The following is a 26224-nucleotide window of genomic DNA, read 5'->3' as shown; positions in this document are numbered from 1 at the left end:
TCACAACAATTAACATCAAAAACTAATTTGCCATGGCTCTTTAAGATGGCATGGAGAGATGCTAAGGCTAGTCGCGTGCGCTTAGTATTATTTATGGCATCCATTGTATTAGGCATTGCTGCTGTGGTATCCATTCAGTTATTCAGAGATAATCTACAGGATAACATTCAACAACAATCCAAGTCTTTAATGGGAGCCGATTATCTTATTGATATTAACGAAACTCCAAATGAACGTGCGCAAGCCATTATCGATTCTTTAAAACCTGTGGCTACCGAAGTCAATTTTGTATCGATGATTGCCTTTCCAAAAAATGGAGGCACAAAGTTGGTTCGTGTTAGAGGACTGGAAGGTACATTTCCTATTTATGGTAAAATGAAAACCCAACCAGAGGATGCTACAACGACATATCAAGAAGATCAAGGGGCTTTGGTTGATGCCACTTTAATGCTGCAATACAATATTGTACCAGGAGATTCCATTAAAGTTGGGCAGTTAACCTTACCAATTATTGGCGCATTAAACAGTTTACCTGGTAGCTCTGCAGTAATGTCTTCTGTGGCTCCACCTGTTGTTATACCTTATGGTTTGGTGCCAAAAACCGAATTGCTCCAATTTGGAAGTCGAAAAGAATACCAATACTATTATAAAGCTGATGCACAAACAGATTTGGAGCAATTAGAAGACGTGTTAGAACCCATGCTTGATGCTGAGAATGCAGATTTAGATACGCATACAAGTACGAGCAGACGTTTAGGTCGTCGTTATGAAAATATGGGCAAGTTCTTAAATCTTGTGGCATTTATTGCATTGCTTTTAGGTTGTGTTGGTATTGCAAGTTCGGTTCATATCTATATTAGGGAAAAGCTGAGGCATATTGCGGTTTTAAAATGTTTAGGTGCTTCAAGACGTCAAAGTTTTTTAATTTACCTCATTCAAATTGCTGGAATTGGTATTATAGGAGGTTGTATTGGTGGCCTTATTGGTATTGGTATTCAAGAATCATTTCCGTATATCTTAAAGGAATTTTTGCCTTTTGATGTTACTGTATCCATTACAGCACAACCAATTTTAATGGGTATTGTTCTTGGGTTTTTAATGGCTGTATTGTTTGCATTATTGTCCTTATTAAACACATGGTATGTATCTCCGCTTTCAGCGTTACGTATTAGTGATGATAACAATGCTATACAACCCAAATTAGCTAGGTTTGCTGTTTTTGGTGCTATTATTTTATTCTTGTTTTTGTTCTCCTATTGGTTACTGAGACATGTGCCTTATGCCATTGCTTTTGTAGTTGGTGTACTCATAACCTTTGCCATACTCGCTGGAATAGCAAAATTAACTATGCGAATGATAAAAGTGTGGTTTCCAAAATCGTTGGGTTATACGACACGTCAGAGTTTATTAAACCTGTTTAGACCAAATAATCAGACTTTGGTGTTAATAGTAGCTATAGGTTTAGGAACATTTTTAATTAGTACGTTATATTTCACCAAAGATATTTTGCTGTCTAAAACCGAAGTTGGTAATACGGCACAATCTGCCAATATTATTTTATTAGATGTACAACCAGAACAAGGTGTTGCTATTAGTAAAACCATTACAGATAATAATTTAGACGTTATAGATGATATTCCTTTAGTAACCATGCGTATTCATAGCGTTAAAGGCTTAGTTTCTAATGTTGCAGAACAAGATAGTACTGTGCATATAAGGCGTTGGGTTTATAATCATGAATTCAGAACGACATATCGAGATAGTCTAATTGCTTCCGAAGAAATTCTAGAAGGGGAGTGGACACCAAAAGTAGCATCTGGTGACGTGATACCAATTTCTATTTCACACAATCTTGCTGAAGATGCCCAAGTAAAAGTAGGCGATCCTATTGTATTTAATGTGCAAGGTGTACTTATGGAAACCGTTGTTGGCAGTATTCGTATGGTAGATTGGGGACAATTACAGCTTAATTTTTCTATTGTCTTCCCAAAAGGTGTTTTAGAAAACGCACCACAGTTTAATGTCTTAACCACAAACGCGCCAAATGAAGTCAGTTCAGCCGATTTGCAACGCAATGTGGTGGCAAATTATCCTAATGTAACAGTTATAGATTTAAGACAAGTTTATTCTATTGTTGAGGATATATTGAGCAAAGTGACTTGGATCATCAATTTTATGGCATTCTTTAGTATTTTAACTGGTATTATCGTTTTAATTGGTTCTGTAAGAACCAGTAAATATCAGCGAATTAAAGAAAGTGTTTTACTAAGAACCTTAGGCGCTAAAAACAAGCAAATTCTCAAAATTTCGGCTTTAGAATACGTATTATTAGGTCTCATTGGAAGTTTAGTTGGAATTATTTTGGCATTACTAAGTGCCATGTTGTTAGCTGTTTTTGTGTTTAACGAACCGTTTGTACCTTCTGTTATTCCATTTTTAGTGTTTTTACCTGTTATTTCGCTTTTGGTTTTAGGCATTGGACTCAGCAATATTCGAGGTGTGTTACAAAGTTCTCCTTTGGAAGTATTACGACGTGAGGTTTAACAATAACTCTATTATATACTTATAAAAAGATAATTTAACCAATTCATCCCTAATATTTTACAGTTCGGTAAGTCATAATTTGTTATTGTTTTAACCTAAAAGATATTTGTACTATAATTGACATTAGTACACCATCTAAAAATGAAAAACAACAAAAAGAAGACATCAAAAGGCAAACAGGTTTTCAGAATTGTATTATTTGTTGGGACATTTATATCCTTATGGTTTGTTCCATGGATTTTAGTTAAAGCATGGATACTGCCATTACCAAATACGGTTCAAGAGCAAGTGGACCAAACCTTGGGTTATGGTTTTGATGGTGTCATTGTTTATGTAGATGAAGCCGGAAAACCACCAGCCTTTTATACAGCCGGCTATCATAATAAAGAAGAGAAAATACCAGCCAAACCAAATGCCTTATTCAAAATTGCGAGTATTAGCAAGCTGTATGTCGCCGTTGCTATCACTAAACTAGCCAATGAGAATCATATTTCTTTAGATGAAACAGTAGCGGATTATTTCCCAGACCTCGTAGGAAGAATTGAAAATACAGACAAGATTTCGTTGCGAATGCTGGTGCAACACAGAAGTGGTATTCCTAATTTTACGGATAATCCAGACTTTTGGAAAAACCAACCCAACACCAATATCGACGTGCTTAAATATGCACTCGATTTACCAGCCAACTTTGAACCTAACGAAGATTATGGCTATTCTAACACCAATTATTTATTGCTTTCAAGAATTATTGAGCAAGTTACAGGAGGTTCTCGTCAAGAGTATTTTAAAACCAAAATTTTAAATCCTCTTGGACTAAAAAATACCTATGGTTCTTTAGATGAAGTAAAAAATCTGGATGATGTTATGAGCGGTTATTATGTTGGCATTGACGAAGACTTTAAAAACGAGAATAACGGTATGATGATAGCTACTGCAGAAGATGTTGGTATCTTTTTAAGAGCTCTAAACGATGGCACATTACTCAATGAAAAAGAAATGGAACTCTACAGTTCGCTTTATGAGTTTAATCATGGAGGATTAGCTCCAGGCTACCAATGTATGGCAGAATACCATAAAGATATTGATGCAGTTGTTATTCAATTTATGAATACTACAGACTTTGAAGGCTACCAATGGAATTTATTAGAAATAACGCATAGTCGCGTTGTAAAGATTTTACGTAAGGCAAAAGATTTATAATGCACTGTGAAACAATCGTTTAAGCTTATCGTCATTAAAATACATAAATCAATCAAAAAAAATCAACATGACAGTCTTAGTAGTAGGAGCAAGTGGTGCCACAGGAAGTAAATTAGTAGAGCAATTGCTTGTTCAAAATCAGAAAGTGAAAGTTATTGTAAGATCACCAGAAAAATTACCTCTATCTTGGAAAACTAACGACAATTTACAGATTATCACAGCAAGTGTTTTAGACTTAAGCGATGCAGAAATGCGTACTATTGTTAGCGACTGTGATGCTGTAGCGTCATGCCTTGGTCATAACCTAACGTTTAAAGGCATCTATGGCAAACCAAGACGATTAGTTACAGATGCTACGCGACGTTTATGCGATGCTATAAAAGCGAATCATCCAAAAAGCACAATAAAGTTTGTTTTAATGAACACCACAGGCAATCGCAATCGTGATTTAAACGAATCTATTTCCTTTGCCCAAAAATGTGTTATTGGTATACTGCGTTTGTTGTTACCACCTCATGTAGATAACGAAAAAGCAGCAGACTATTTACGTACACAAATTGGACAAAATGATACCTATATAGAATGGACTGCTGTAAGACCAGATGGCTTAATTAATGAAGACAAGGTAACACCTTATGAGATTCACCCATCACCAACACGTAGCGCTATTTTTAATGCAGGTAAAGTAAGCCGTATCAATGTAGCGCACTTTATGGAGCGTTTAATTACTGATGACAATTTATGGAACAAATGGAAAGGGCAGATGCCAGTGATTTATAGTAAATAACATCAAGATTTTATCAATCAATCATTTCATATTTTTCTTCAACAACCGAAACGCCCCAATCTGCTATAGATTGTACAACAGGTATTAAGGTTTTGCCAAAATCAGTCAATGAATATTCTACTTTTAAAGGAGGCTTAGAGGTGTACACTTTTCTTTTTATAATACCATCTTCCTCTAATGTTTTTAGTTGTAAGCTAAGAGTCCGTTCAGTTACTGATGGCATTTCTTTCCTCAGTTCATTATATCGAAGCGTTTTATCTCGTAAATGAAATAAAATTACAGTCTTCCATTTACCTCCAATGACACCCATTGTTAGGCTAGCACAACATGGATATTCTTTCCCTTTGAATTTATACATAAAACAACTATTTAAATATAATTTTTATACAAAGGTATGATACTATACTAAATTACACAACTATACTTTTTATAGTAATTTTAACAATTTTTAAAAAGTCTTGTTTTTACTGACCTTACTGCATATTTTATCGTCATAAAAGTATACTATCATTTTTGACCGTTATTGTTAGTTTTAAACACTATACATACTTTTGTCACTATACTTTTGATAGTACAATAAATTTAAATAGAAAAATATAATAATGAATACGCCAAACATTGCACAAGAAGACATTTTAAACGCATTTAATTACAGACATGCAACAAAAGAATTTGACGCGTCAAAAACATTAACAGACGAACAGATTAATTTTATCCTGAAAACAGCCAACTTATCACCAAGTTCTTTTGGATTTGAACCTTGGCATTTTGTTGTTGTACAAGACAAAGAATTACGCGAACTTTTAAAACCTGTAGCTTGGGGAGCACCATTAAAATTAGACACTGCAAGTCATTTTGTATTAGGTTTAAGCATGAAAGCACCAATGGTAAAGCACGATGCAGCATACATTGAACATATGATGAAGGACGTCAAGCAAATGCCAGAGGATGTCATTGAAATGTATTCAAAATTCTATAGAGAGTTTCAAGAGCGCGATTTTAATTTAGATTCCGATAAAAAATTATTCGATTGGTCATCTAAGCAAACATACATTGCCCTTGGTAATATGATGACAGCGGCAGCTTTAGCAGGAATTGATTCGTGCCCAATTGAAGGGTTTCATCAAGAACAAGCAGAAGCATTATTAAGAGAAAAATTCGGAGTAGATACAGACAAATACGGGTTATCATTTATGGCTGCTTTTGGTTACAGAAAAGCAGATCCAGAATTCCCAAAATCGAGACGTCCATTAGAAGATATAGTAACTTGGAAATAACAAGCAATGAAAACGTTTATTACTATATTAATTGGATTGGTAGCTAGTGTTAATACAATTGCACAAACACCAACAACAGACCACACAAAATCCAAAAACGAAGTCGTTACAACAGACCAAATAGAATGGGGTTGGTTAAATCCGTTGAGAGGTGATAAAAGTCCAGTTGCAGGAAAACTTTGGGGAGACCGAACAGATACGTTAGCATCTGGATTCTTGGTAAAATTTAAAAAAGGTTTTTCGTCACCACCACACATTCATAATGTAACATATCGAGGTGTCGTAATTAAAGGCTTATTGCATAATGATGATGAAAATGCCGAAAAACAATGGTTGCCAGCAGGCTCTTTTTGGGCTCAACCAGCTGGCGAAGCTCATATTACAGCTGCAGATGCTGAAGATAATTTGGCATACATAGAAATCCAAGAAGGTCCATATTTGGTTAAACCAACTGAAGAAGCTTTTGATAATGGCGAACGACCAGTTAATGTAGATAAAAACAATCTCGTTTGGTTAAATGCTAATGATATTACTTGGGTTACTGATGAAAGTAATGTGGAAACTGCGTTTTTATGGGGAAATCATCAGGATAAAGAATTACGTTCAACACTTGTTAAATTACCAGCTGGCTATAAAGGTGAAATTAAAAACCTTAGTGATAATTTTAGAGCTATCGTTATTAAAGGCACTATAGCACATCAAGTGAAGGATAATAAGCACATAAATTTACTAGAAGCAGGAAGTTATTTTGGAGCCAAAAAAGATACCACACAAACAATTACTGTAAAAGATGATGAAGAAGCTGTTATTTATACGAGGACTAATGGTGAATTCGAAGTGACTAAAACAGAATAAACAATGTTACGCAATAACCCTAAATATTGATTAATAGCAGGAAGAAGTCACTTTATTAGGTGGCTTCTTCTATTTTAATTACACTAATTATAGTAACTATTATGGCAAGAACTATTCTCGAAAACATCGTAATTCAGAAATATAAAGACGAAACATTTTTCACATTTTGTCAATACACAACAATACGTTTTTTCGAAATAGTTTATATAGAAAAAGGCCAAGGAACTATAAAAATTAACGGAAAAACTGTGCCTTATGCAGACAATAGTATCTTCGTATTTATTCCTGATGACGTTTATATTATACAAGCTGAAACACCCACAACTGTAACAGCTATTAAATTTTTAAAGAGCTTTTTTAGAAATACATCTTCACAAAATGCAACGTTTCCTGTTAATGATTGGTTTCGTAAAATTGAAGAAATTTTAAATAGTGAAAGTCATCAACTACGCGAAATGCAATTTGAAACCACTTCAGATAGAGCGCATTTGATCTCCTTAGTAAACATGGTAGCTACGGAATATTTAAACAAGCAATCCAATGATCTTTTTATCATTCAAAACTCACTATCAGTTATATTGCATTTAATCGCTAGAAATATTCAGTATATAAATGCTGAAACTATCAAAGAGGTAAAATCTTCAAAAATTCAGCAAATCATAAACTTTATTCACTCTAATATCTATAATCCCGAAGTATTAAGCACTAAAAGTCTAGCTGAAGAATTTCATATGGCAGACAATTATATTAGTGAGTATTTTAAAAAACATACCGATGTGCCTTTAAAAAAATACATCCTTAATTATAAATTAAAGTCGGTAGAAACACGATTAAAGTATACAGATGCACAAGATTCTGAAATAGCTTTAGAGCTTGGTTTTACAGATTCTAGCCACTTAAATAAAATTTTTAAAACCTATAAAGGCATCAGTTTAAGTGACTTTAAAGCCAATTTAGCTTAGGTTTTTACTACAAACCTTGTTTTTTACTAATAACACATTGTTTTCTACCAAAAATAGCCTTGATGTCTTAAGTAAGTTTGTACTGTAATTATAACACAACAACAAATACAGTATTAACTTAAAACAATAGAAATCATGGATTACAAAAATTTTCAAACATTTACAGCAAAACAAAATGGAGCAATTTTAACGGTTGATATCAACTTTGGACCAGTAAACGTACAAGGACAAGAAATGCTAGCAGACTTAAGTAGTTTGTGTTTACGTTTAGAACGTGATAGAAGTGTAAAAGTAGTCGTTTTTCAATCATCAAATCCTGGCTATTGGGTTTGTCATTACGATACTAATTTACTTAGAGACATGTCTACGGAAGCTGTACCAAGAAATGAAGTACAATTGTTAGACTTACAATCGGTTTTAGAACGATTAAGTAATGTACCACAAGCAACAATCGCAAAAATTGAAGGTTTTGCTCGTGGTGGAGGACACGAAATGGCATTAGCATTAGACATGCGATTTGCAGCAAGAGGAAAAGCCAAATTCATGCAAATGGAAGTTGGTATGGGAATTTTACCTTGTGGAGGAGGAGCTTCTCGTATGGCAAGACAAGCAGGACTTGGTAAAGCATTAGAAATCATTTTGGGAGCAAGAGATTGGGATGCAGACGAAGCTGAAAATTTCGGAACGATCAATAAAGCTTTAGATGCTGACGATATTGGACCTTATGTAGATGCTTTAGCAGAACGTATTTCTAAATTCCCAGCAGAATCTATTGAAGCTTGTAAACGTGCCGTTTATGCCTCTATCGATTTACCAATTAAAGACGCTTTAAAGGAAGAAGCGTACCAGTTATTTCAAGCAACCAGTAAAACACCAGCAATTAAACGTTTTACAATTGCAGATGAAAATGGTGCGCAATTCGATCATGACAATCAAAAGAATTGGGAGTCTATGTTAATGGATCTGCAGGAAATTCAATTATAAAAAAAGATTAGAAATTATGAAAACAATAACAAATACAAATGCACTTACAGAAGCTCGTGCTATAGAAGTACCATCAAGAGAATTATCATTAAGACGCGATCCATCAGTTTCAAAATTTTGGAACGATAACCGCAAATTATTAGAGTCTGCTTGGGCTGAGTGGGAACTAGAAAATAAAGACCATTTATTACTACCAGACGAATCTTTACTTGACCCTAAATTACGTAAAGCTATAAACGACGCTTGGGAAAACCCAGAAAAAGAAACTGCTGTTGCCGATTTATGGGAAGAAATTATTCCTGGTGTTTACGAAACACAGTTTTTTGATTTAGAGCGTTTAGCCGATTTTCGTAAGTATCTAGAAGATGCGGTAAATTCAGAAATTCCAAAACGTGCGCCTTACGGAATTCAATTAAATCGTTATGGAATGATGTTAGATCCTCGTTCTGAAGGGCATTTTGCTGCACCAAGTTTCCAAGCATTCTATAATGCTATCATGGACAGATATATGCGTCCGATTGCACGATTATTATTAGGAACTTATGGTTATGATAACCAAACATTTGGGTTTTCTATACAATATAATCCAGATAAAGACAAAGATCTGCATGCACATACCGATGCATCATCAGCTACGTTGAATATAAACATTAACTTACCAGATGAAGCATTTACAGGATCCATTGTAGATTTCTATGATAAAGCTTCAGGTAAAACAGTACAAACAAAGTTTGAACCTGGTAAAGCCATCATTCACAGAGGTAATGTACCTCACGCAACACACCCAATTACTAGCGGACAGCGCAGTAATTTAGTAGTTTGGTTGTATGGAGACCGTATGCAAATACCACGAGGAAACCAAAGCAGCTATGGTAATATAGGCAGTGTTAGTACCATTAAAGATATGGCATTAGAAAGTGTTACAGCTCGTCAACGCTGGAGTTTACCAGATGGATCTAAAGATACTATTGCACCATTTTAAAAATTAGAATACTTTACAAATGATTTAGGAACGTCAGTTTGAGTGATGTTACTTCAGAATACATTCTGAAGAAAAAAGTATCGAGAACATCTCTCGAACTGACATTTCAACAAAAAATAAAAATAATGAAAACCATATTAATAACAGGAAGTACAGACGGCATCGGTAAACTAACCGCTTTAAAATTGGCCAAAGATGGGCACAAAATTTATATTCACGGTCGAAGTGAAGTTAAAGTAACTAAAGTCATCGATGAATTAAAAGGCGCTTCAAACAATAAGAACATCAATGGTTTTGTAGCTGATTTTTCAGATTTAAAAGCCGTGAAACAAATGGCAGAACAAATTAAAAATGAAGTTGAAAAGCTAGATATTCTTATCAACAACGCAGGAATTTACAAAACCAATTCAAGCAAGACTAAAGACAGTTTAGATATAAGAATGACAGTGAATTATTTGGCGCCTTACGTTTTAACAGAGAATATTATTTCTGTTTTAGAAAAAGGTTCAAAAACCAGAATTATAAATTTAAGTTCAGCAGCACAATCTACGGTTCAAAAAGGGGTTTTAACTGGAGATGCTACTGTAAATGATAGCGAAAGCTATGCGCAGAGTAAATTGGCGTTAACTATGTGGTCATTCAACTTTGCTAAAAGTCATCCAAATATAGTAACAATAGCTGTAAATCCTGGTTCTTTGTTAAATACAAAAATGGCAAAAGAAGCCTATGGGCAACATTGGTCGCCTGCTGAAAAAGGTGTGGATATTTTGTATTCTTTAGCACTAGATTCAATTCATTCAAATATGTCTGCACACTACTTTGATAATGACAGAGGAAGTTATAATAATGTACATCCAGATGCTTATGATGCGCAAAAGATATCTGCTTTAATTAAGGACACAAATAAGCTTTTAACACTGTTTTAAGTTCATTAATAATTTTCTGAAAACTATTAACAACATTTTAACTTCGTTTAGTTCGGTTTGTTACGAACTAATATATATATTTGCATAGAAATTTTATTAGACTATTAATTTTTTTTGTTGAAAAGCAATGACATAATTAAGACTGATGGACACTATATGTAAAGAAAAAATGCGCTTAGTTGAAAAACTAGGTGTGCATTTAGAAAGTAAAGATGGTTTAGCACCTGTTGCAGCGCGTATAATGGCTTACGTGATTTTAACAGGAAAACGAGGTGCAACTTTTGATGAAATGGTAGAGGTATTGTGCGCAAGTAAAAGCACCATTTCTACCCATTTAAACCACTTACAAGACTTAAAAAAAATAGAATACTTCACCAAAACAGGCGACCGTAAAAAGTATTTTGTCATTAATAAAGATTCGGTATTAAATCATATTGATAATATGATTGAAGAATGGGAAACTGTCGAGGTACTACATCTTGAAATAAAAGCTTATAAAGAAGCTATAAACGAACATATTACAGACGAAGACGAGAAATTCGATCTAACATTTCATAACAATTATCTCAAATTTATTTCAAGTGCTTCTGCATCAATGAAAGAACTAAAAGAAAACCTAATTAATAATAAATTCAACTTATAAAATAATGAAAACAAATAATATAGTTTCAATATTAACCATAGCTAGTGTTTTTCTAGTCCTGGTTAGTTGTGATAATAATGAGAATACGCAAGCAGTTACAGTACAGCAGCAACAAGCTTTACCTTTTCCTGTTGCTCAATTACAAACAAAAACTGTTACAGGTTTTACAGAATATCCAACAACTATAGAAGGTAGAGTGAATAGTGATGTAAGAGCTAAAACCTCTGGATATATAGAAAAAGTATATGTAGACGAAGGGCAAAAAGTACGTAAAGGACAAGTGCTTTTTAAACTTGAAACACAATCGTTAAGCCAAGATGCAGGTGCAGCAAAAGCACAGGTAAATGTAGCACAAGTTGAGGTCGATAAATTAATTCCTTTAGTAGAAAAAAACATTATTAGCCCGGTACAATTAGAAACTGCTAAAGCCAATTTGGCTCAAGCTAAAGCAAACTATAGCGGTGTTACTGCAAATATTGGTTATGCTACAATTAAAAGTCCAATTGATGGTTTTGTTGGAGCAATAAATTTTAGAGAAGGTGCTTTAATTAGTCCAAGTGATGCTACACCATTAACAACAGTTAGTCAAATTGATGAAGTATATGCCTTTTTTAGTTTTAACGAGGCTCAATATATAGATCATTTGCAACGTTCAGAAGGTCAAAACAAAGCAGAGCGCATAAAAAATTCGCCAGATTTAACTTTAATTTTAGCTAATGGTAAAGAATATTCTAAAAAGGGACGTATACAAACCAGTACTGGTCAAATAAATCAAAGTACAGGAACCATACAGATACGCGCAGTATTCGATAATCCAAACGAAATTTTAACCAATGGAAATAGTGGAAAAATAAGATTTCCGATAGAATATAAAGATGCTATCGTTGTTCCGCAATCTGCAACTTTTGAACAGCAAGGAAACATTATGATTTTTAAACTTGGTGAAGATAATAAAGTTGTTACATCTATTATAGAAGTTAAAGGCACGGTAGATAACTTATATGTGGTTGAAGCGGGTATAACAACCAATGATAAGATCGTTGTTTCTGGTGTGAGTAAACTTAGAAACGGAATGGCTATTTCACCTCAAGAAACAACTTTTAAAGATGCTATAAAACCTGTAGCAACCTTATTCAGAAATTAAATAATCAGCTAACAATTTATTTGTCATGTTAAAAACATTTATTGAAAGACCAGTGCTTTCAACAGTAATTTCTATTATCATAGTTATACTAGGAGTTATCAGTATAACTTCCTTACCAATAGAAGAATATCCAGATATTGCACCTCCAACAATTAAGGTATCTGCTAATTATACAGGAGCAAATGCCGAAACGGTTTTAGAGAGCGTTATCATTCCTATTGAAGAACAAATCAATGGAGTAGAAGGAATGACCTATATAACTTCTACAGCTTCAAACAACGGAACTGCGGAAATCACAGTCTATTTTAATCAAGAAATAGATGCAGATATTGCAGCTGTAAACGTGCAAAACCGTGTAGCAAGAGCAAATCCATTATTGCCACAAGAGGTAATTCAAACAGGAGTAACGACACAAAAGCAAGAAACGAGTGCTTTAATGTTTATTTCAATGTATTCTGAAAATGAAGATTATGATGCTACATTTATTCAGAATTATTTAAAAATAAACGTAATCCCTGCAGTTCAACGTATTAATGGTGTTGGAGATGTTAGTGTATTTTCTCAGCAAGATTACGCGATGCGTATTTGGTTAAAACCAGATAAATTAGCTGCTTACAATTTAATTCCTTCAGATATTTCAGCTGCTTTACAAGAGCAAAATTTAGAAGCTGCAGCAGGAGCTTTAGGAGAAAATAATGGAGAGTCATTTTCATATGTATTAACATATAGTGGACGTTTTAAAGAAGAAAAACAGTATGGAGATATCGTTATTAAAGCATTAGGAAATGGCGAATTTTTGAGATTGAACGATGTGGCAACTATAGAGTTAGATGCACAATCCTACGCTTCTAACGCAATGACATTGGGTAAGCCTGCAGTGTTTATGGGTATTTTTCAAACCAAAGGATCAAACGCACAAGAAATTATTGAAAACATTAAAACCACGTTTGGTGATGTTGAAAAAGACCTTCCGGAAGGATTACATATTTCCATACCTTATGACACCAGTTTATTTTTAAATGCATCTATTGAAAAAGTTATTAGCACTTTATTAGAAGCCTTTTTGCTTGTATTTTTAGTAGTGTTTATCTTCTTACAAGATTTCCGTTCTACACTAATTCCTGCAATTGCAGTTCCGGTTTCTATTATTGGTACTTTCTTTTTTCTTGGTGTTTTTGGTTATTCCATAAACCTATTAACGCTATTTGCGTTAGTTCTCGCCATAGGTATCGTGGTAGATGATGCTATTGTGGTTGTAGAAGCAGTTCATGCCAAAATGGATGAAGGTGAAAAAAATCCTAAAAAAGCAACACTTACTGCCATGAACGAAATTTCAGGAGCTATTATATCTATTACTTTAGTAATGGCAGCTGTATTTATTCCTGTAACATTTATTACGGGTCCAACAGGTGTGTTTTACGAGCAATTTGGTGTAACTTTAATCATAGCTATTTTAATTTCAGCAGTAAACGCATTAACATTAAGCCCTGCATTATGTGCTTTATTATTAAAAACCCATAAAGAAGATGAAGAATTAAAAGGGAAAAGTCCATTAAAACGATTCTACACATTATTCAACCGTGGCTTTAATGCAACTATTAACAGATACGGAAAATCACTTCAGTTTTTATACAAAAGAAAATTTGTTTCTGTTTTATTACTAATAATTGCAGGAATTGGAATTTATTGGGCAGCAAAAACAACACCAACCGGGTTTGTGCCAAATGAAGATAGAGGAATTATTTTTGCTAATATAGAATTGCCAGCAGGAGCATCTTTAGACCGAACAAACGCAGTAGCTAAAGAGTTGTATGCAAAAACAAATGAATTACCAGGAGTTGTAAACGTCTCTTTTATTAAAGGAAGAAGTTTAATTAGTGGAGCAGGTAGTAATTATAGTATTGGTTTTTTTCAGCTTGACGATTGGAGCAAACGTGAAGACCCATCATTGTCTTCACAAGCCATAATTGGACAATTATTTGGTATTGCAGCAACGATTCCTGATGCTAATATTATCTTTTTCTCACCACCAAGTATTCGTGGTTTTGGTAACTCTTCAGGGTTTGAGATTAATTTATTAGATAAGTTTGGAGGTGAGTTTACCGATTTAGATCAGGCAAATAAAGATTTTGCTATGGCTTTAATGAGTCATCCGGAAATTAAGTATGCACAATCTGCCTTTAACACCAATTACCCACAATATGAAATGGAGGTAAATGTACCTTTAGCAAAAGAAAAAGGTGTTTCAGTAACCAGTATTTTTTCAACCTTGCAAGGATATATTGGTGGTGTTTACGCATCAGATTTTTCAAAATTTGGGAAGCAATTTAGAGTGTACGTACAAGCTTTACCAGAAGATAGAGCTGATGAAAGTGCTTTAAACAGTATGTATGTTAGAACCGATTCTGGAGAAATGACACCCATTACGCAGTTTGTAACCCTTAAGCGAGTATATGGTCCACAATCGGTGACACGTTTCAACTTGTTTAATTCTACGAGTATAACTGGTGCTACAAATGATGGATTTAGTACAGGTGATGCCATTAGGGTGATTGAAGAAGAGGTAGCAAAATTGCCAAGTAATTATACTGTTGCCTATTCCGGTTTAACACGAGAAGAGGTTAATGCAGGCAACCAAACTACTTTCATATTTATTTTAAGTATTCTGTTTGTGTACTTCTTATTAAGTGCACAATACGAAAGTTATTTATTGCCTTTTGCAGTTGTATTATCATTGCCATTTGGAGTATTTGGAGCCTATATAAGCACGAAGTTTTTTGGCTTAGAAAATAACATCTATTTTCAAATTGCCTTAATTATGCTTATTGGTTTATTGGCTAAAAATGCCATCCTTATTGTAGAGTTTGCATTACAAAGACGAAAAAATGGTGAAAGTATTGTAGGTGCTGCTATTCATGGTGCAAAAGCAAGATTACGTCCAATTTTAATGACCTCTTTTGCCTTTATTTTAGGGTTAATGCCATTAGTGTTAGCCAAAGGTGTTGGAGCAGAAGGTAATAATTCTATTGGTACTGGAGCCGCAGGAGGCATGTTAATCGGAACTATTTTAGGAGTCTTCGTTATTCCTATCCTATTTATATTATTTCAGTGGTTACAAGAAAAAGTTTCTAATAAATCAGTAATACAAACTATTGAAGACTAATTAAGATGAAATCAATTTTAAAATATAAAAATTTTAGTAAAGGTGCGTTAATGCTAATTGTTGCCATAACATTGCAAAGTTGTTTCGTGGCAAAAGATTATGTACGACCAGATTTGAATTCCGAAACGGAAGCACTTTATAGAACAGAAAATTTGCCAACGGACAGTATTTCGATTGCAGATGTGTCTTGGAAAACATTATTTACAGACCAATACCTTCAGAAATATATAGAAGAAGGTCTGCAAAATAATATGGATATTCGTATAGCACTTCAGCAAATAATTGCTGCAGAAGCCTATGCAAAACAAGGCAAAGCTGGTTATTTACCGTCAGTGAATATTGGAGCCAATGCAACACACCAAGAATTGTCAGAAAATAGCCAATTCGGTTCACTTTTTAATGGCGCCATTGACACCTACGATATTACAGCAAATCTATCTTGGGAAGCTGATATTTGGGGAAAAATAAGAAGTAATAAAAGGGCAACTCAAGCAGCTTATATGCAAAGTGTAGCAGGACATCAGGCGGTTAAAACACAGTTGGTATCTAATATTGCTAATACATATTATAACTTACTCGCATTAGATGCACAATTAGAGGTGACTAAGGAAACCATTATAACTAGAGATAGCAGTGTTAGAACAATTAAAGCTTTAAAGGATGCCGGTCAAGTAACACAGGTAGCAGTAGACCAAAATATTGCGCAATATAATAGTGCAAAGGCTTTACAAGTAGATATTGAAACTGCTATCTTTAAAACCGAAAACATACTAAGTATTTTATTAGGAAAGTCACCTCAACATTTTGACAGGAGTACTCTAGATATTCAGAGTATTGAACAAGACATTAAACTTGGAATACCTGCAACCTTATTGCGTAATCGACCAGACGTAATAGCCGCAGAGTACGGTTTAATTCAGTCGTTTGAACTGACAAATGTTGCAAAAAGTAATTTGTATCCATCATTAACATTAACGGCTTCTGGTGGTCTCGAAAGTTTAGAATTAGATAATTTAATTAATACCAACTCTTTATTTGCAAATTTAGTGGGTGGATTAACACAACCTCTATTTAATCAACGAAAGCTTAAAACCCAAAAAGAAGTGGCTATATCAATACAAGAGCAAGCCTTGTTAGAATTTCAAAAAACTTTACTAGTTGCAGGTAGCGAAGTATCTGATGCACTTTTTAGTTATGAGTCTGAAGTTAAAAAGTTTGAGTTTAGGAAAAATGAAGTTGAAGCCTTACGTGCTGCCGAAGCTAACTCCGAAGAATTACTTAAAAATGGTTATGCCAACTATTTAGACTTACTTACTGCAAGAGAAAGTGCATTAAGTGCAGAATTAAATATAATAGATAGTAAGCTACAGCAATTAGTTTCTGTAGTAAATCTTTATGAAGCACTTGGAGGCGGATGGAAATAATATAAAAACCATGATTACCAAAGAAGAATTGTTAGAGCATTCTATTGCAAAATTTACTCAGTATGGCAGTAAACATGTCACTCTAGATGAGTTACCAAACGAACTTGGTATTTCAAAGAAAACAATTCATACTTTTTTCAAAAACAAAGAAGATTTAGTTGCTAGTAGTATTCAAATTTTAATTAATAAGTATAAAGAAGATATAAATAGGTTGATTAATAGCAATGGTAAAGACCCTATTTTGAGTGTTATATTAATTTACCAGAGAGGGTTTGAGTATCTAAAATACTTTAAACCCTCTTTTCTTTTTGGTTTAGAAAAGTATTATCCTAAGGCCAATACTATTTTTAAGTCTTTTAGTGAATAATTAGCTAGTTCAATAATATATAGTTTATTAAAACAAGCCCAAGATTTAAATCATATTAGAAATGATGTTAACTTGGAGCTAGTCGTTAGAATCTATTTTTATAGAAGAGATCAACTCATATTTAAAAACAATAATCTATTTGATAGTTAAACAAAAAACAGCTTAATTAAACATTTAGTAGTTTATAACTTAAAAGGAATAATTGCTAACAACTACACTAACACTTATTTTGATTAAATTAGTTTAATGAAAAAGATACTTATCATATTTGCGCATCCAAAATTTGAAAAATCTAGAGCGAATTTAGCTTTAATAGAGCGTTTAAAGGATGAAAGCCATATAACTTTTCACGATTTGTATGAGCAATATCCAAATTTTCATATCGATGTAAATAAAGAACAAGAATTGCTAGAGCAACACGATGTTATTATTTGGCACCATCCTTTTTATTGGTATAGTAGTCCTGCAATTTTAAAACAATGGCAGGATATGGTATTAGAATTTAATTGGGCCTATGGACCAGAAGGTAAAGCTCTAGAAGGAAAAACAGTTATGAATGTTATTACAACTGGTGGTACAAGAGACGTATATTGTTCTGAAGGTTACAACAGTTTTACAGTGAATCAGTTTTTAAGACCGTTTGAGCAAACCGCTAAATTATGTGGCATGCATTATTTACCACCATTTGCCGTTATGGGAACGCATACCTTATCTGATGAAGATTTAGAAAACTATGCAAATCAATATGAAGTACTTTTAGATATTTTAAAATCAGATTTTAAACAAGACGCTTTGACCAATTGTTTTTTTGTTAACGATTTACCTATACTCTCTAATTAATTATGACAGGAAATTTACTTTTTGAAGCCATAGTCTTTTTAGCAGGAGCTATAATTTGTGTTTCGTTAGCAAAGCGTGTTGGCCTAAGTTCTGTTATTGGTTATCTATTAGCTGGTATTTTAATAGGTCCATACGTATTAGGATTTATTGGTGAAGAAGGTGAAGATATTTTACATTTTGCAGAATTTGGAGTGGTAATGATGCTCTTTTTAATTGGTTTAGAAATTGAACCAAAAAATTTCTGGAAAATGCGTAAAACCATTTTAGGAATGGGAGGATTACAAGTTGGTCTTACCATGTTATTGACCTATGGTTTATTCGTTTTACTAGGTTATGATTCCATTGTTGCACTAGTTATAGCTATGGCAGTATCACTATCTTCTACGGCTATTGCAATGCAAACTATAAAAGAAAAAGGAATGATGGAAACCACTTCTGGCACGTCATCCTTTTCTATATTACTATTTCAAGACATCATCGTTATTTTTATGCTTGGTGTTTTACCTTTAATGTCTAATTCTAATAACGATACTGCAACCTTAGACCATTCAGAGGATCTTAGCTTATTGGAAAGTTTACCTTTAGGATTTCAAACGTTGGCAATTATAATTTCTGTTGCTTTAATTGTTGTTGCTGGACGTTATTTAATTGTTCCAATGTTACGAAAGGTGGCCAAAACTGGAGTGCGCGAATTACTGATTGCCGCTGCATTTCTAATTGTGTTTGCGATATCATATTTAATGGAATTTGTAGGTATTAGTCCTGCGTTAGGTGCTTTTTTAGGTGGAGTGGTTTTGTCTAATAGTGAATTTAAACACGAATTAGAAAGTACCTTAGAACCTTTTAAGAACTTGCTATTAGGACTATTTTTTATGGCAGTTGGTGCTTCCATTAACTTTATAGTCATTGCCAAAAACCCATTAACTATAGGCGGAATACTTATAGCAGTTATTGTATTAAAAGCAATTGTACTTTTTGTAGTAGGTCATATGTTTAAATTAAAATTAGACCAGAAATTATTGCTCACTTTTAATTTGTCGCAAATTGGTGAATTTGCATTTGTATTGCTGTCTTTTGCATTCGGGCTTAATATATTAGAGCAAGAGCAAATGGACATTCTATTAGTAATTACAGCTTTAAGTATGTCCTTAACACCAATTTTGGGTATGATTAATGAGCGATTTATTTTACCAAAAGTAGGCACTAAAGAGTTTATAAAAAGACCTATGGATCATATTGCTAAATCACAAAAAGTGATTCTTGTAGGATTTGGTCATTTTGGAAGTACGGTTGGGCGTTTTATGCGTTCGCACGGAGTAGAAGCTACGATTCTAGATTTTGATTCTAATCGAGTGGACTTTTTACGTAAAATGGGGTTTGAAGTATATTATGGAGATGCCACAAGATTAGATTTATTAGAATCTGCAGGTATTGCAGACGCTAAATTGCTCATTTGTGCTACAAATAAAATAGCGGTAGCAAAAGCTATAACAAAAATTGTGAAGGAAAAATATCCACACGTAGAACTAATGGTACGTACTAAAAATAGATACGATGCTTATGAACTCTTAAACCTGGATGTAAATAATATCTACCGTGAAACTCTAGATACGTCCTTAGCATTGGCAAGTGATGCACTACATAAGTTAGGTTTTAGAAAATATACATTAAATCGGCAAGTACAGAATTTTATTAAGTACGATGAAGCCAGTTTAAGACGATTGGCTGCTGAACCTAAACGCGAAGAAGACTATGTGTTTAAGGCCCGAAAAGAAATAGAACAACAAGAAAAATCACTAGAAGAAGACTTTAAACGTGGTATAGTAGATTTTGATAATCATTGGGATAGTGAGCACATTAGAAAACAATTAGAAAAATCTAATGAAACGTAAACTTTTAAAAATTTTAAAACGTATGGTGTTAAGCATCGTAATAATTATAGCTGCAATCGCTTTAGTTGCAGTATTATTTATACAATTTAGTCCTCAATTTGGAGGAAAAGCTTCGGATGAAGCTATTGCAACCTATAAAACTTCAAAAAACTATAAAGAGGGTGTATTTAAAAACACTAACGATGTAAAGCTCGATATGAGCCTTAAGGACATGGGTAAAGCCTTAATAGGATTTTTTAAAAGTCAACCAAATACAAAGCCAGATCATGATTTACCTTTAGCAAAAATCGATTCGTTAAACATTGTAAATTACAAAGGAGATACGCGGTTAGTTTGGTTTGGCCATTCTACATTTTTACTACAAACCGAAGGAAAAACCATTTTAATAGACCCAATGTTAGGTAATGTTCCTGCGCCACATCCAATGTTAGGCGGTAAACGTTTTAATGAAGATCTACCTATTACTATTGAACAATTACCCAAAATTGACGCAGTGCTTATTTCGCACGATCATTACGATCATTTAGATTATGAATCTATTAAAGTACTTAAAGATAAAGTAGAACATTTTTTTACACCGCTTGGTGTTGGTGCACATTTGCAAAAATGGGAAGTAGATAATACCAAAATTACTGAGCTCGATTGGTGGCAAGAAACAACGTTTAAAGAATTAAAACTAGTATGTGCACCAGCGCAACATTTTTCTGGTCGCGGATTAACAGATAGAGCAAAAACACTATGGTCGTCTTGGATTGTTCAATCCAAAAAGGATAATATTTTCTTTAGTGGTGATAGTGGTTATGCGAATCATTTTAAAGAAATAGGAGAGAAGTACGGTCCGTTTGATTTTGCGATGATAGAATGCGGACAATACAACGAAATGTGGCCAGAGATTCATATGTTTCCTGAAGAAACCGTTCAAGCAGGAATTGATGTAAAAGCAAAAAAAGTAATGCCTATACATTGGGGAGCGTTTAAACTTGCTATGCATACATGGACAGATCCTATTGAGCGTTTCACTAAAACTGCTAAAGAATTCAATGTAAATATGGTAACACCCAAAATAGGTGATGAAATTTTTCCGAAAGATAGTACCTACAATACAAAAACGTGGTGGCAATAACAAATGCAAAAGGATATTCCAAATATTGAATTTAATGCGAAGAAACCTAATAATTCAGGAATAGATATCCTTACTATAGAAAGTCTAGCTGCTCGCAAAGATTTAGTTAAAGATCATCATCCCGAAAAAGCGCATCAAGTGGCTTTTAATATGATTGTCTACTATACTGAAGGTGAAAGCCAGCAATTGGTAGATTTTGTGTGGTATCCCATTAAAAAAAATACCATAATTCATATTTCAAAAGGACAAATTAATGCATTTCAATTTACCAAAGGTTTAAAAGGATACATCTTGTTGTTTACAGATTCGTATCTTCAAAAACAAATAAATGCATTACCAAAAAATGAAATTATAAGACTCTTCAATGCACATTTGTTTTCGCCAATAATTCAAGTACCAAAGGATTCAAATGTCTTAAGTTATTTCAATTTATTTTATGAAGAATACACCAATTCTAAGGAAGATTATAATCAAGAAAATACATATAAATCGTTACATTCTATCATATTTTCGAAGTTAGAACGCTTAAAGCAATACCAAACCTTTCATCTAAAACGAACTGATAAACTTGAAATGTTTTTGCAATTCAAATCATTATTAGAAACACATTACAAATCTAGTAGAAATGCAGATTTTTATGCTGATAAACTAAACATCACTTACAAACATCTTAATACCATTTGTAAATCTACTGTTGGTGTTACAGCCAAACAATTTATAGATCAGTTTTTGGTTTTAGAAGCCAAACGCTTACTTGTTAATTCAGATATAAAAAGTACCGAATTGGCATATAATTTAGGTTTTGAAGAGCCAACTAACTTTGTAAAATACTTTAAAAAGCATACAGGATTTACCCCAAATTCGTTCAAAAAAGAATATATATAGCTTTCGTGGTTCGATATTTACCATTTTTCTTCTGAAATTCATCTTAATATATCTTCTGTTCCGTAATAATTTTGTGGTGTAATTAAAACACAAATTAAAATGAAACATTTAATAATCACACTTATGCTAATACTAGCAATTGTGTCTTGCAAATCAGAAAAACAAAATCATAACACACAACAAGAAGAAAACACTATGGAAACACAAATAAAAGTATCAAACAAGGAAAAAGTTGTAGCGCTTTTAAAAAGTATGGAAACTGGAGATAAAACACCAGTAAGTTACATTAATCCAGAAAAATACATTCAACATAACCTAGCTGTAGCCGATGGTTTAGCCGGATTTGGTGCCGTATTAGAAAATGCACCAGAAGGAGGATTTAAAGTAAATACCATTCGTGCTTTTGAAGATGGCCATTACGTATTTACGCAAACCGACTATGACTTTTTTGGACCAAAAATTGGCTTTGATGTTTTTAGATTTGAAAATGGTTTAATTGTAGAACATTGGGATAATTTAATTGAAAAACAACCGGCAAACTCAAGTGGTCATACGCAAATAGATGGTACAACCACCATAACCGATTTAGATAAAACCGAAGCAAACAAAACGCTAGTTTTAAATTTTATAAACGACATTTTAGTAAATGGTAAAATGGAAAAGCTTCAAGGTTACTTTAATGGAGACAATTACATACAACACAATCCAAATATTGCAGACGGTTTATCTGGATTAGGACAAGCATTAGAAACTATGGCAAAACAAGGTATACGTATGGAATTCGATACGGTACATAAAGTATTAGGTCAAGGTAATTTTGTACTTGCAATTAGCGAAGGATCATTTGCAGGTGAACCAACATCTTATTACGATTTGTTTAGAGTAGAGGATGGAAAAATAGCTGAGCACTGGGATGTTATGGAAACAATTATACCAGAAACTAATAGAAAAAATACAAATGGTAAGTTTAATTTTCCTAACTAGTTAAACAAACCTTTGTTGGTTGATTGATAGCAGAAAAGGCTATTGTTTACATAGCCTTTTCATTTGTATAACATTTAAAAAATAAATACGATGTCTGATGTAAGAACATGCCCAACGTGTGGAGCAAAAGCAAAATATAAAGAAAAGAACGGCAAAGTTAGCTTTAGCGCTATACAAGACGAAGAAGCCTTAAAAAAAATAGGGCAGATGAAAAAGGCTATGGAGAAATTTAAAAACAAAGCTGAAGCTTTGGAAAAAGAATTACAAAAATTAAAATCATGAAAATAGCAGTCACATCGGTTAGCGGACAATTAGGTTCTTCTATAGCCAGGCAATTAATGAAAACCATAGGAAAGGATCATTTAGTTGGTATTGCACGTACACCAGAAAAGGCACAACATTTAGATATTGAAGTTAGAAAAGGTGATAACAACAGTAGAGAACAATTTAACAACTCATTAGTTGGTATTGACGCTGTATTGCTAGTTTCTGGTATGGATGCACCAGATAAACGTATAGAACAACACCGCAATATTATTGAAGCGGCTAAACAAAACAAAGTAGCTAAAATTGTCTATACCAGTATTATTGGTGCCGAAAAAGGTTCAGCTTTTAGTCCAATAGTACAAAGTAACCGCCAAACAGAAAGTGATATTAAAAACTCTGGTTTAAACTATGTTATTGGTAGAAATGGCATTTACATTGAGCCTGATTTAGAATATATTGAAACTTATGTAAAAGATGGTGAAATTCGAAATTCCGCCGGAATAGGGAAGTGCACTTACACCAGCAGAAAAGCTTTAGCAATTGCTTATACCAAAATGCTTACCGAAGAAAAACATAACGGAAACACTTATAATTTAGTAGGTGAAGCCATTACACAAGAAGAACTTGCTGATTATATCAATACAGTATATGATACAAATTTAAGTTATCGCGCAATTTCAATTAATGCTTATACAAAAGAACGTCAAAAAGCTTTGGGCGAATTTTTAGGCACTGTAATTGGTGGTATTTATGAAAGTATGCATAATGGCGCCTATGATGTAAAAAGTGATTACCAAAAAGTTGCAGGTGTACCGCATCCAAGGGCTTTAGAGCTAATTAAAGCATATAAAACGACCTCGAATTAAAATAAAGATAAATGGTTTTGTTGTTGTATAAGCACAAATGATGTGTGCTTGATTGGTTAATAGTAAGAAGACTGTTTACTTAAAACAGTCTTTTTTTTGTTAAAATTTACATATATACGTAACTAGTTACATATAATTTTTATACATTTGTGTAACCAGTTACATTATTATGAGTGATTTTTTAATAGATATAGAGTACGAGGGCATAACCAGTAGATTAAAACGATTAAGTGATACGCTGCTTTATAGCACTAAAGATTTGTATAAATCTGAAGGTTTAGACATAGATCCTAATTGGAATTTAATTTTCAGACTCTTACAAGAGCATGAAGAAATGACAATTACAGAAATGGCTGATACGCTTCAATTTTCACATCCTGCAGTGATAAAAATTGTAAAGAAAATGAAAAAGCAAGGGTATATCAATTCTTATGCAGATGAAAACGATAAGCGCAAACAAGTTTTATCCTTAACATCTAAAGCTAATAAACACATTAAAACTTTTGAAACCTATTGGCTGGCAGGTACCAAGGTGGTAGAAGACCTTTTTAAAGATAGTCCCAATTTGTTGAGAGAACTAACAAAAATTGAAGAGAAAGTAAATCAATTAGATTATAAACAACGCGTATTATTAAAATTAAAAACCAAATGAATATAATAGCTGAAACATTAGGATATCTAGCAATTGCTGCAGGTTTTTATGCAGTAACTAAAAAGGACATGTCTGGATTTAGATTATGGCATTTAGTGTCTAGTTTTTTCTATGTCATTTATGGTTTCTTTTTAGCTTCTGGACCATTAATTATTTCTGGTATCATATTTTGTATCATCCATATCCATCATTTGAGAAAGCTAAGAAAGAAAAACACTCCTAACATTAACAATAATAGTAATTGTAGCACTTGTTAAAATGTGAAAACATTTCAAATTCTTTTAATATCTTATCTCAGAATTGCAGAACGCGTAGTAAAACTAATTTGCTTAATGCTAAAATATAGAAGATAAAACACCTGATAATGAGTAAGACTAAACAAGCATTAAAAGAACGAATCAAAGAACTTACTTGTCTTTATGAGGTGTCTTCAATTATAGCTAATACCGATTTTGAGCTTATTGAAGATACTTTAAAAGCCATTGCGTTTAGTCTTAAAAAAGCATTTCAATATCCAGATAAAACAGATATATTAATTGCTTATAATGACGTGTCCATTAAGACTAATTCTTTTTCTGACGATCATCTTACGATTGCTTCTATTGTTAAAATTTTTAATACTGAAAAGGGTAAAATTACTGCACGTTTAAATACTTCAGAGTTTAAAGAAATTAATTTTCTAAAAGAAGAACAATTATTATTAGATAGCGTAGCGCTTAAATTAGGCAACCTTTTAGAGCGCATAGAAATCCAAAAAAATGAGGCTTCGCTGAAGCGTCAAATGGAGCATGCTGATCGATTAAGTATTTTAGGAGAAATTACAGCAGGTATTGCTCACGAGCTCAATACACCTTTGGCGAACATTCTTGGGTTTTCAGAACTACTTAAAGACGATCTAGAATCGAATACCAAAGCAATTTCAGATGTAGATAAAATTATTAAGAATGCAATATTTTCTAGGGAAGTGGTGAAAAAACTAATGTTTTTTGCTTGTGAAATGCCTCAAGAAATGAAACACGTCAACCTTATAGAACAAATAAAAAATGCCATTAAATTATTAGATGCAACCTTTAAAAAAGAACAGGTAAAATATGTGGTAAAAACAGATAACGAAGCTATATGGTTAAAGGCAGACCCTATACAATTAACACAGATTGTTTTCAACTTATTAATGAATGCTATATACTTTTCTCCAAAAAGCGGAAAAGTAACCATTGAAACTACAAGCACAAAAAAGACTATCGTCTTGAAAATTTCTGATGAAGGTCCTGGCTTCTCAAAAGAAAACTTAGCAAAAGTCTTTCAGCCATTTTTTACAACTAAGCCATTAGGAGATGGATCGGGTTTAGGGCTTAGTGTTGTTCATGGCATTGTAGCGTCACACAAAGGTACTATTACAGCAGAAAATAACATTAAAAAAGGTGCTATCTTTACAGTAACATTGCCAAAAGACTAAT

General features: G+C 33.2%; 25 protein-coding genes. 24 read left to right on the top strand and 1 reads right to left on the bottom strand.

From position 1 onward, the window contains the following. The first annotated feature begins 45 nt into the window (after window positions 1–45). The 3 genes from H8K90_RS08200 to H8K90_RS08190 all read left to right on the top strand — a co-directional run bounded on the left by H8K90_RS08200 (window position 46) and on the right by H8K90_RS08190 (window position 4531). Window positions 46–2544, top strand: a complete 2499-nt coding sequence (locus H8K90_RS08200) for an ABC transporter permease (RefSeq protein ID WP_186846180.1) — start codon at window positions 46–48, stop codon at window positions 2542–2544. Window positions 2545–2685: 141 nt separating this feature from the next. Next, the gene (locus tag H8K90_RS08195) at window positions 2686–3744 is read left to right on the top strand and encodes a serine hydrolase domain-containing protein (RefSeq protein ID WP_186845477.1); all 1059 of its coding nucleotides are present in this window, start codon (window positions 2686–2688) and stop codon (window positions 3742–3744) included. 67 nt (window positions 3745–3811) lie between these two features. Next, window positions 3812–4531, top strand: coding sequence for an NAD(P)-dependent oxidoreductase (locus H8K90_RS08190; RefSeq protein ID WP_186845476.1), 720 nt, complete (start codon window positions 3812–3814; stop codon window positions 4529–4531). A 13-nt stretch (window positions 4532–4544) separates the two neighbouring features. On the opposite strand, the gene H8K90_RS08185 is transcribed toward H8K90_RS08190, so the two are convergent. Then, the gene (locus H8K90_RS08185; protein ID WP_186845475.1) at window positions 4545–4889 is read right to left on the bottom strand and encodes a winged helix-turn-helix transcriptional regulator; all 345 of its coding nucleotides are present in this window, start codon (window positions 4887–4889) and stop codon (window positions 4545–4547) included. Between the two features lie 244 nt (window positions 4890–5133). On the opposite strand from H8K90_RS08185, the gene H8K90_RS08180 reads away from it, so the two are divergent. The 21 genes from H8K90_RS08180 to H8K90_RS08080 all read left to right on the top strand — a co-directional run bounded on the left by H8K90_RS08180 (window position 5134) and on the right by H8K90_RS08080 (window position 26223). Continuing rightward, window positions 5134–5808 (top strand): NAD(P)H-dependent oxidoreductase, encoded by a 675-nt coding sequence (locus tag H8K90_RS08180; protein ID WP_186845474.1) that lies wholly within the window; start codon window positions 5134–5136, stop codon window positions 5806–5808. A gap of 6 nt (window positions 5809–5814) precedes the next feature. Beyond that, window positions 5815–6663: a DUF4437 domain-containing protein gene (locus H8K90_RS08175; RefSeq protein WP_186845473.1), complete on the top strand. Its 849-nt coding sequence runs from the start codon at window positions 5815–5817 to the stop codon at window positions 6661–6663. Window positions 6664–6764: 101 nt separating this feature from the next. Beyond that, window positions 6765–7625, top strand: a complete 861-nt coding sequence (locus H8K90_RS08170; RefSeq protein WP_186845472.1) for an AraC family transcriptional regulator — start codon at window positions 6765–6767, stop codon at window positions 7623–7625. A gap of 135 nt (window positions 7626–7760) precedes the next feature. After that, entirely contained in the window at window positions 7761–8609 is an 849-nt protein-coding gene (locus tag H8K90_RS08165) for an enoyl-CoA hydratase/isomerase family protein (RefSeq protein WP_186845471.1), read from the top strand. Between the two features lie 16 nt (window positions 8610–8625). After that, complete coding sequence (locus H8K90_RS08160) at window positions 8626–9591, top strand: 2OG-Fe(II) oxygenase (protein WP_186845470.1); 966 nt, start codon at window positions 8626–8628, stop codon at window positions 9589–9591. Between the two features lie 125 nt (window positions 9592–9716). Continuing rightward, window positions 9717–10517, top strand: a complete 801-nt coding sequence (locus H8K90_RS08155; RefSeq protein ID WP_186845469.1) for an SDR family NAD(P)-dependent oxidoreductase — start codon at window positions 9717–9719, stop codon at window positions 10515–10517. A gap of 145 nt (window positions 10518–10662) precedes the next feature. Further along, window positions 10663–11160, top strand: coding sequence for a GbsR/MarR family transcriptional regulator (locus H8K90_RS08150; RefSeq protein ID WP_390622204.1), 498 nt, complete (start codon window positions 10663–10665; stop codon window positions 11158–11160). 4 nt (window positions 11161–11164) lie between these two features. Further along, window positions 11165–12304: an efflux RND transporter periplasmic adaptor subunit gene (locus tag H8K90_RS08145; RefSeq protein WP_186845468.1), complete on the top strand. Its 1140-nt coding sequence runs from the start codon at window positions 11165–11167 to the stop codon at window positions 12302–12304. Window positions 12305–12329: 25 nt separating this feature from the next. After that, window positions 12330–15467 (top strand): efflux RND transporter permease subunit, encoded by a 3138-nt coding sequence (locus tag H8K90_RS08140; protein ID WP_186845467.1) that lies wholly within the window; start codon window positions 12330–12332, stop codon window positions 15465–15467. Window positions 15468–15472: 5 nt separating this feature from the next. Beyond that, window positions 15473–16891, top strand: a complete 1419-nt coding sequence (locus tag H8K90_RS08135; RefSeq protein WP_186845466.1) for an efflux transporter outer membrane subunit — start codon at window positions 15473–15475, stop codon at window positions 16889–16891. A 10-nt stretch (window positions 16892–16901) separates the two neighbouring features. Then, window positions 16902–17258 (top strand): TetR/AcrR family transcriptional regulator, encoded by a 357-nt coding sequence (locus H8K90_RS16970; RefSeq protein WP_246457623.1) that lies wholly within the window; start codon window positions 16902–16904, stop codon window positions 17256–17258. A 246-nt stretch (window positions 17259–17504) separates the two neighbouring features. Then, window positions 17505–18098: a glutathione-regulated potassium-efflux system oxidoreductase KefF gene (gene kefF, locus H8K90_RS08125; RefSeq protein ID WP_186845465.1), complete on the top strand. Its 594-nt coding sequence runs from the start codon at window positions 17505–17507 to the stop codon at window positions 18096–18098. Window positions 18099–18100: 2 nt separating this feature from the next. Beyond that, window positions 18101–19990 (top strand): monovalent cation:proton antiporter-2 (CPA2) family protein, encoded by a 1890-nt coding sequence (locus H8K90_RS08120; RefSeq protein WP_186845464.1) that lies wholly within the window; start codon window positions 18101–18103, stop codon window positions 19988–19990. Further along, complete coding sequence (locus tag H8K90_RS08115) at window positions 19980–21113, top strand: MBL fold metallo-hydrolase (RefSeq protein WP_246457621.1); 1134 nt, start codon at window positions 19980–19982, stop codon at window positions 21111–21113. Before H8K90_RS08120 ends, H8K90_RS08115 begins: the two co-directional genes overlap by 11 nt. 3 nt (window positions 21114–21116) lie before the next feature. Beyond that, window positions 21117–21998 (top strand): helix-turn-helix domain-containing protein, encoded by an 882-nt coding sequence (locus H8K90_RS08110; protein WP_186845463.1) that lies wholly within the window; start codon window positions 21117–21119, stop codon window positions 21996–21998. Window positions 21999–22097: 99 nt separating this feature from the next. Beyond that, window positions 22098–22982, top strand: coding sequence for a nuclear transport factor 2 family protein (locus H8K90_RS08105; protein ID WP_246457619.1), 885 nt, complete (start codon window positions 22098–22100; stop codon window positions 22980–22982). Between the two features lie 90 nt (window positions 22983–23072). Then, entirely contained in the window at window positions 23073–23264 is a 192-nt protein-coding gene (locus H8K90_RS08100) for a hypothetical protein (protein ID WP_186845462.1), read from the top strand. Then, window positions 23261–24115: an NAD(P)H-binding protein gene (locus tag H8K90_RS08095; protein WP_186845461.1), complete on the top strand. Its 855-nt coding sequence runs from the start codon at window positions 23261–23263 to the stop codon at window positions 24113–24115. Before H8K90_RS08100 ends, H8K90_RS08095 begins: the two co-directional genes overlap by 4 nt. Window positions 24116–24284: 169 nt before the next feature. Continuing rightward, window positions 24285–24767 carry a MarR family transcriptional regulator gene (locus H8K90_RS08090; protein WP_186845460.1) on the top strand — a complete coding sequence of 161 codons (483 nt, stop codon included), beginning with the start codon at window positions 24285–24287 and terminating at the stop codon, window positions 24765–24767. Next, the gene (locus H8K90_RS08085) at window positions 24764–25024 is read left to right on the top strand and encodes a YgjV family protein (protein ID WP_186845459.1); all 261 of its coding nucleotides are present in this window, start codon (window positions 24764–24766) and stop codon (window positions 25022–25024) included. The genes H8K90_RS08090 and H8K90_RS08085 overlap by 4 nt, the downstream gene beginning before the upstream one ends. 107 nt (window positions 25025–25131) lie before the next feature. Next, window positions 25132–26223 (top strand): sensor histidine kinase, encoded by a 1092-nt coding sequence (locus H8K90_RS08080; protein ID WP_186845458.1) that lies wholly within the window; start codon window positions 25132–25134, stop codon window positions 26221–26223. The last annotated feature ends 1 nt before the right edge of the window (window position 26224 follow it).

The sequence above is a fragment of the Winogradskyella echinorum genome (assembly GCF_014297365.1).
Taxonomy (GTDB): Bacteria; Bacteroidota; Bacteroidia; order Flavobacteriales; family Flavobacteriaceae; genus Winogradskyella; species Winogradskyella echinorum.
Note: the sequence above shows the minus strand (reverse complement) of the source record. Positions and strands in the feature narration are given on the sequence as shown.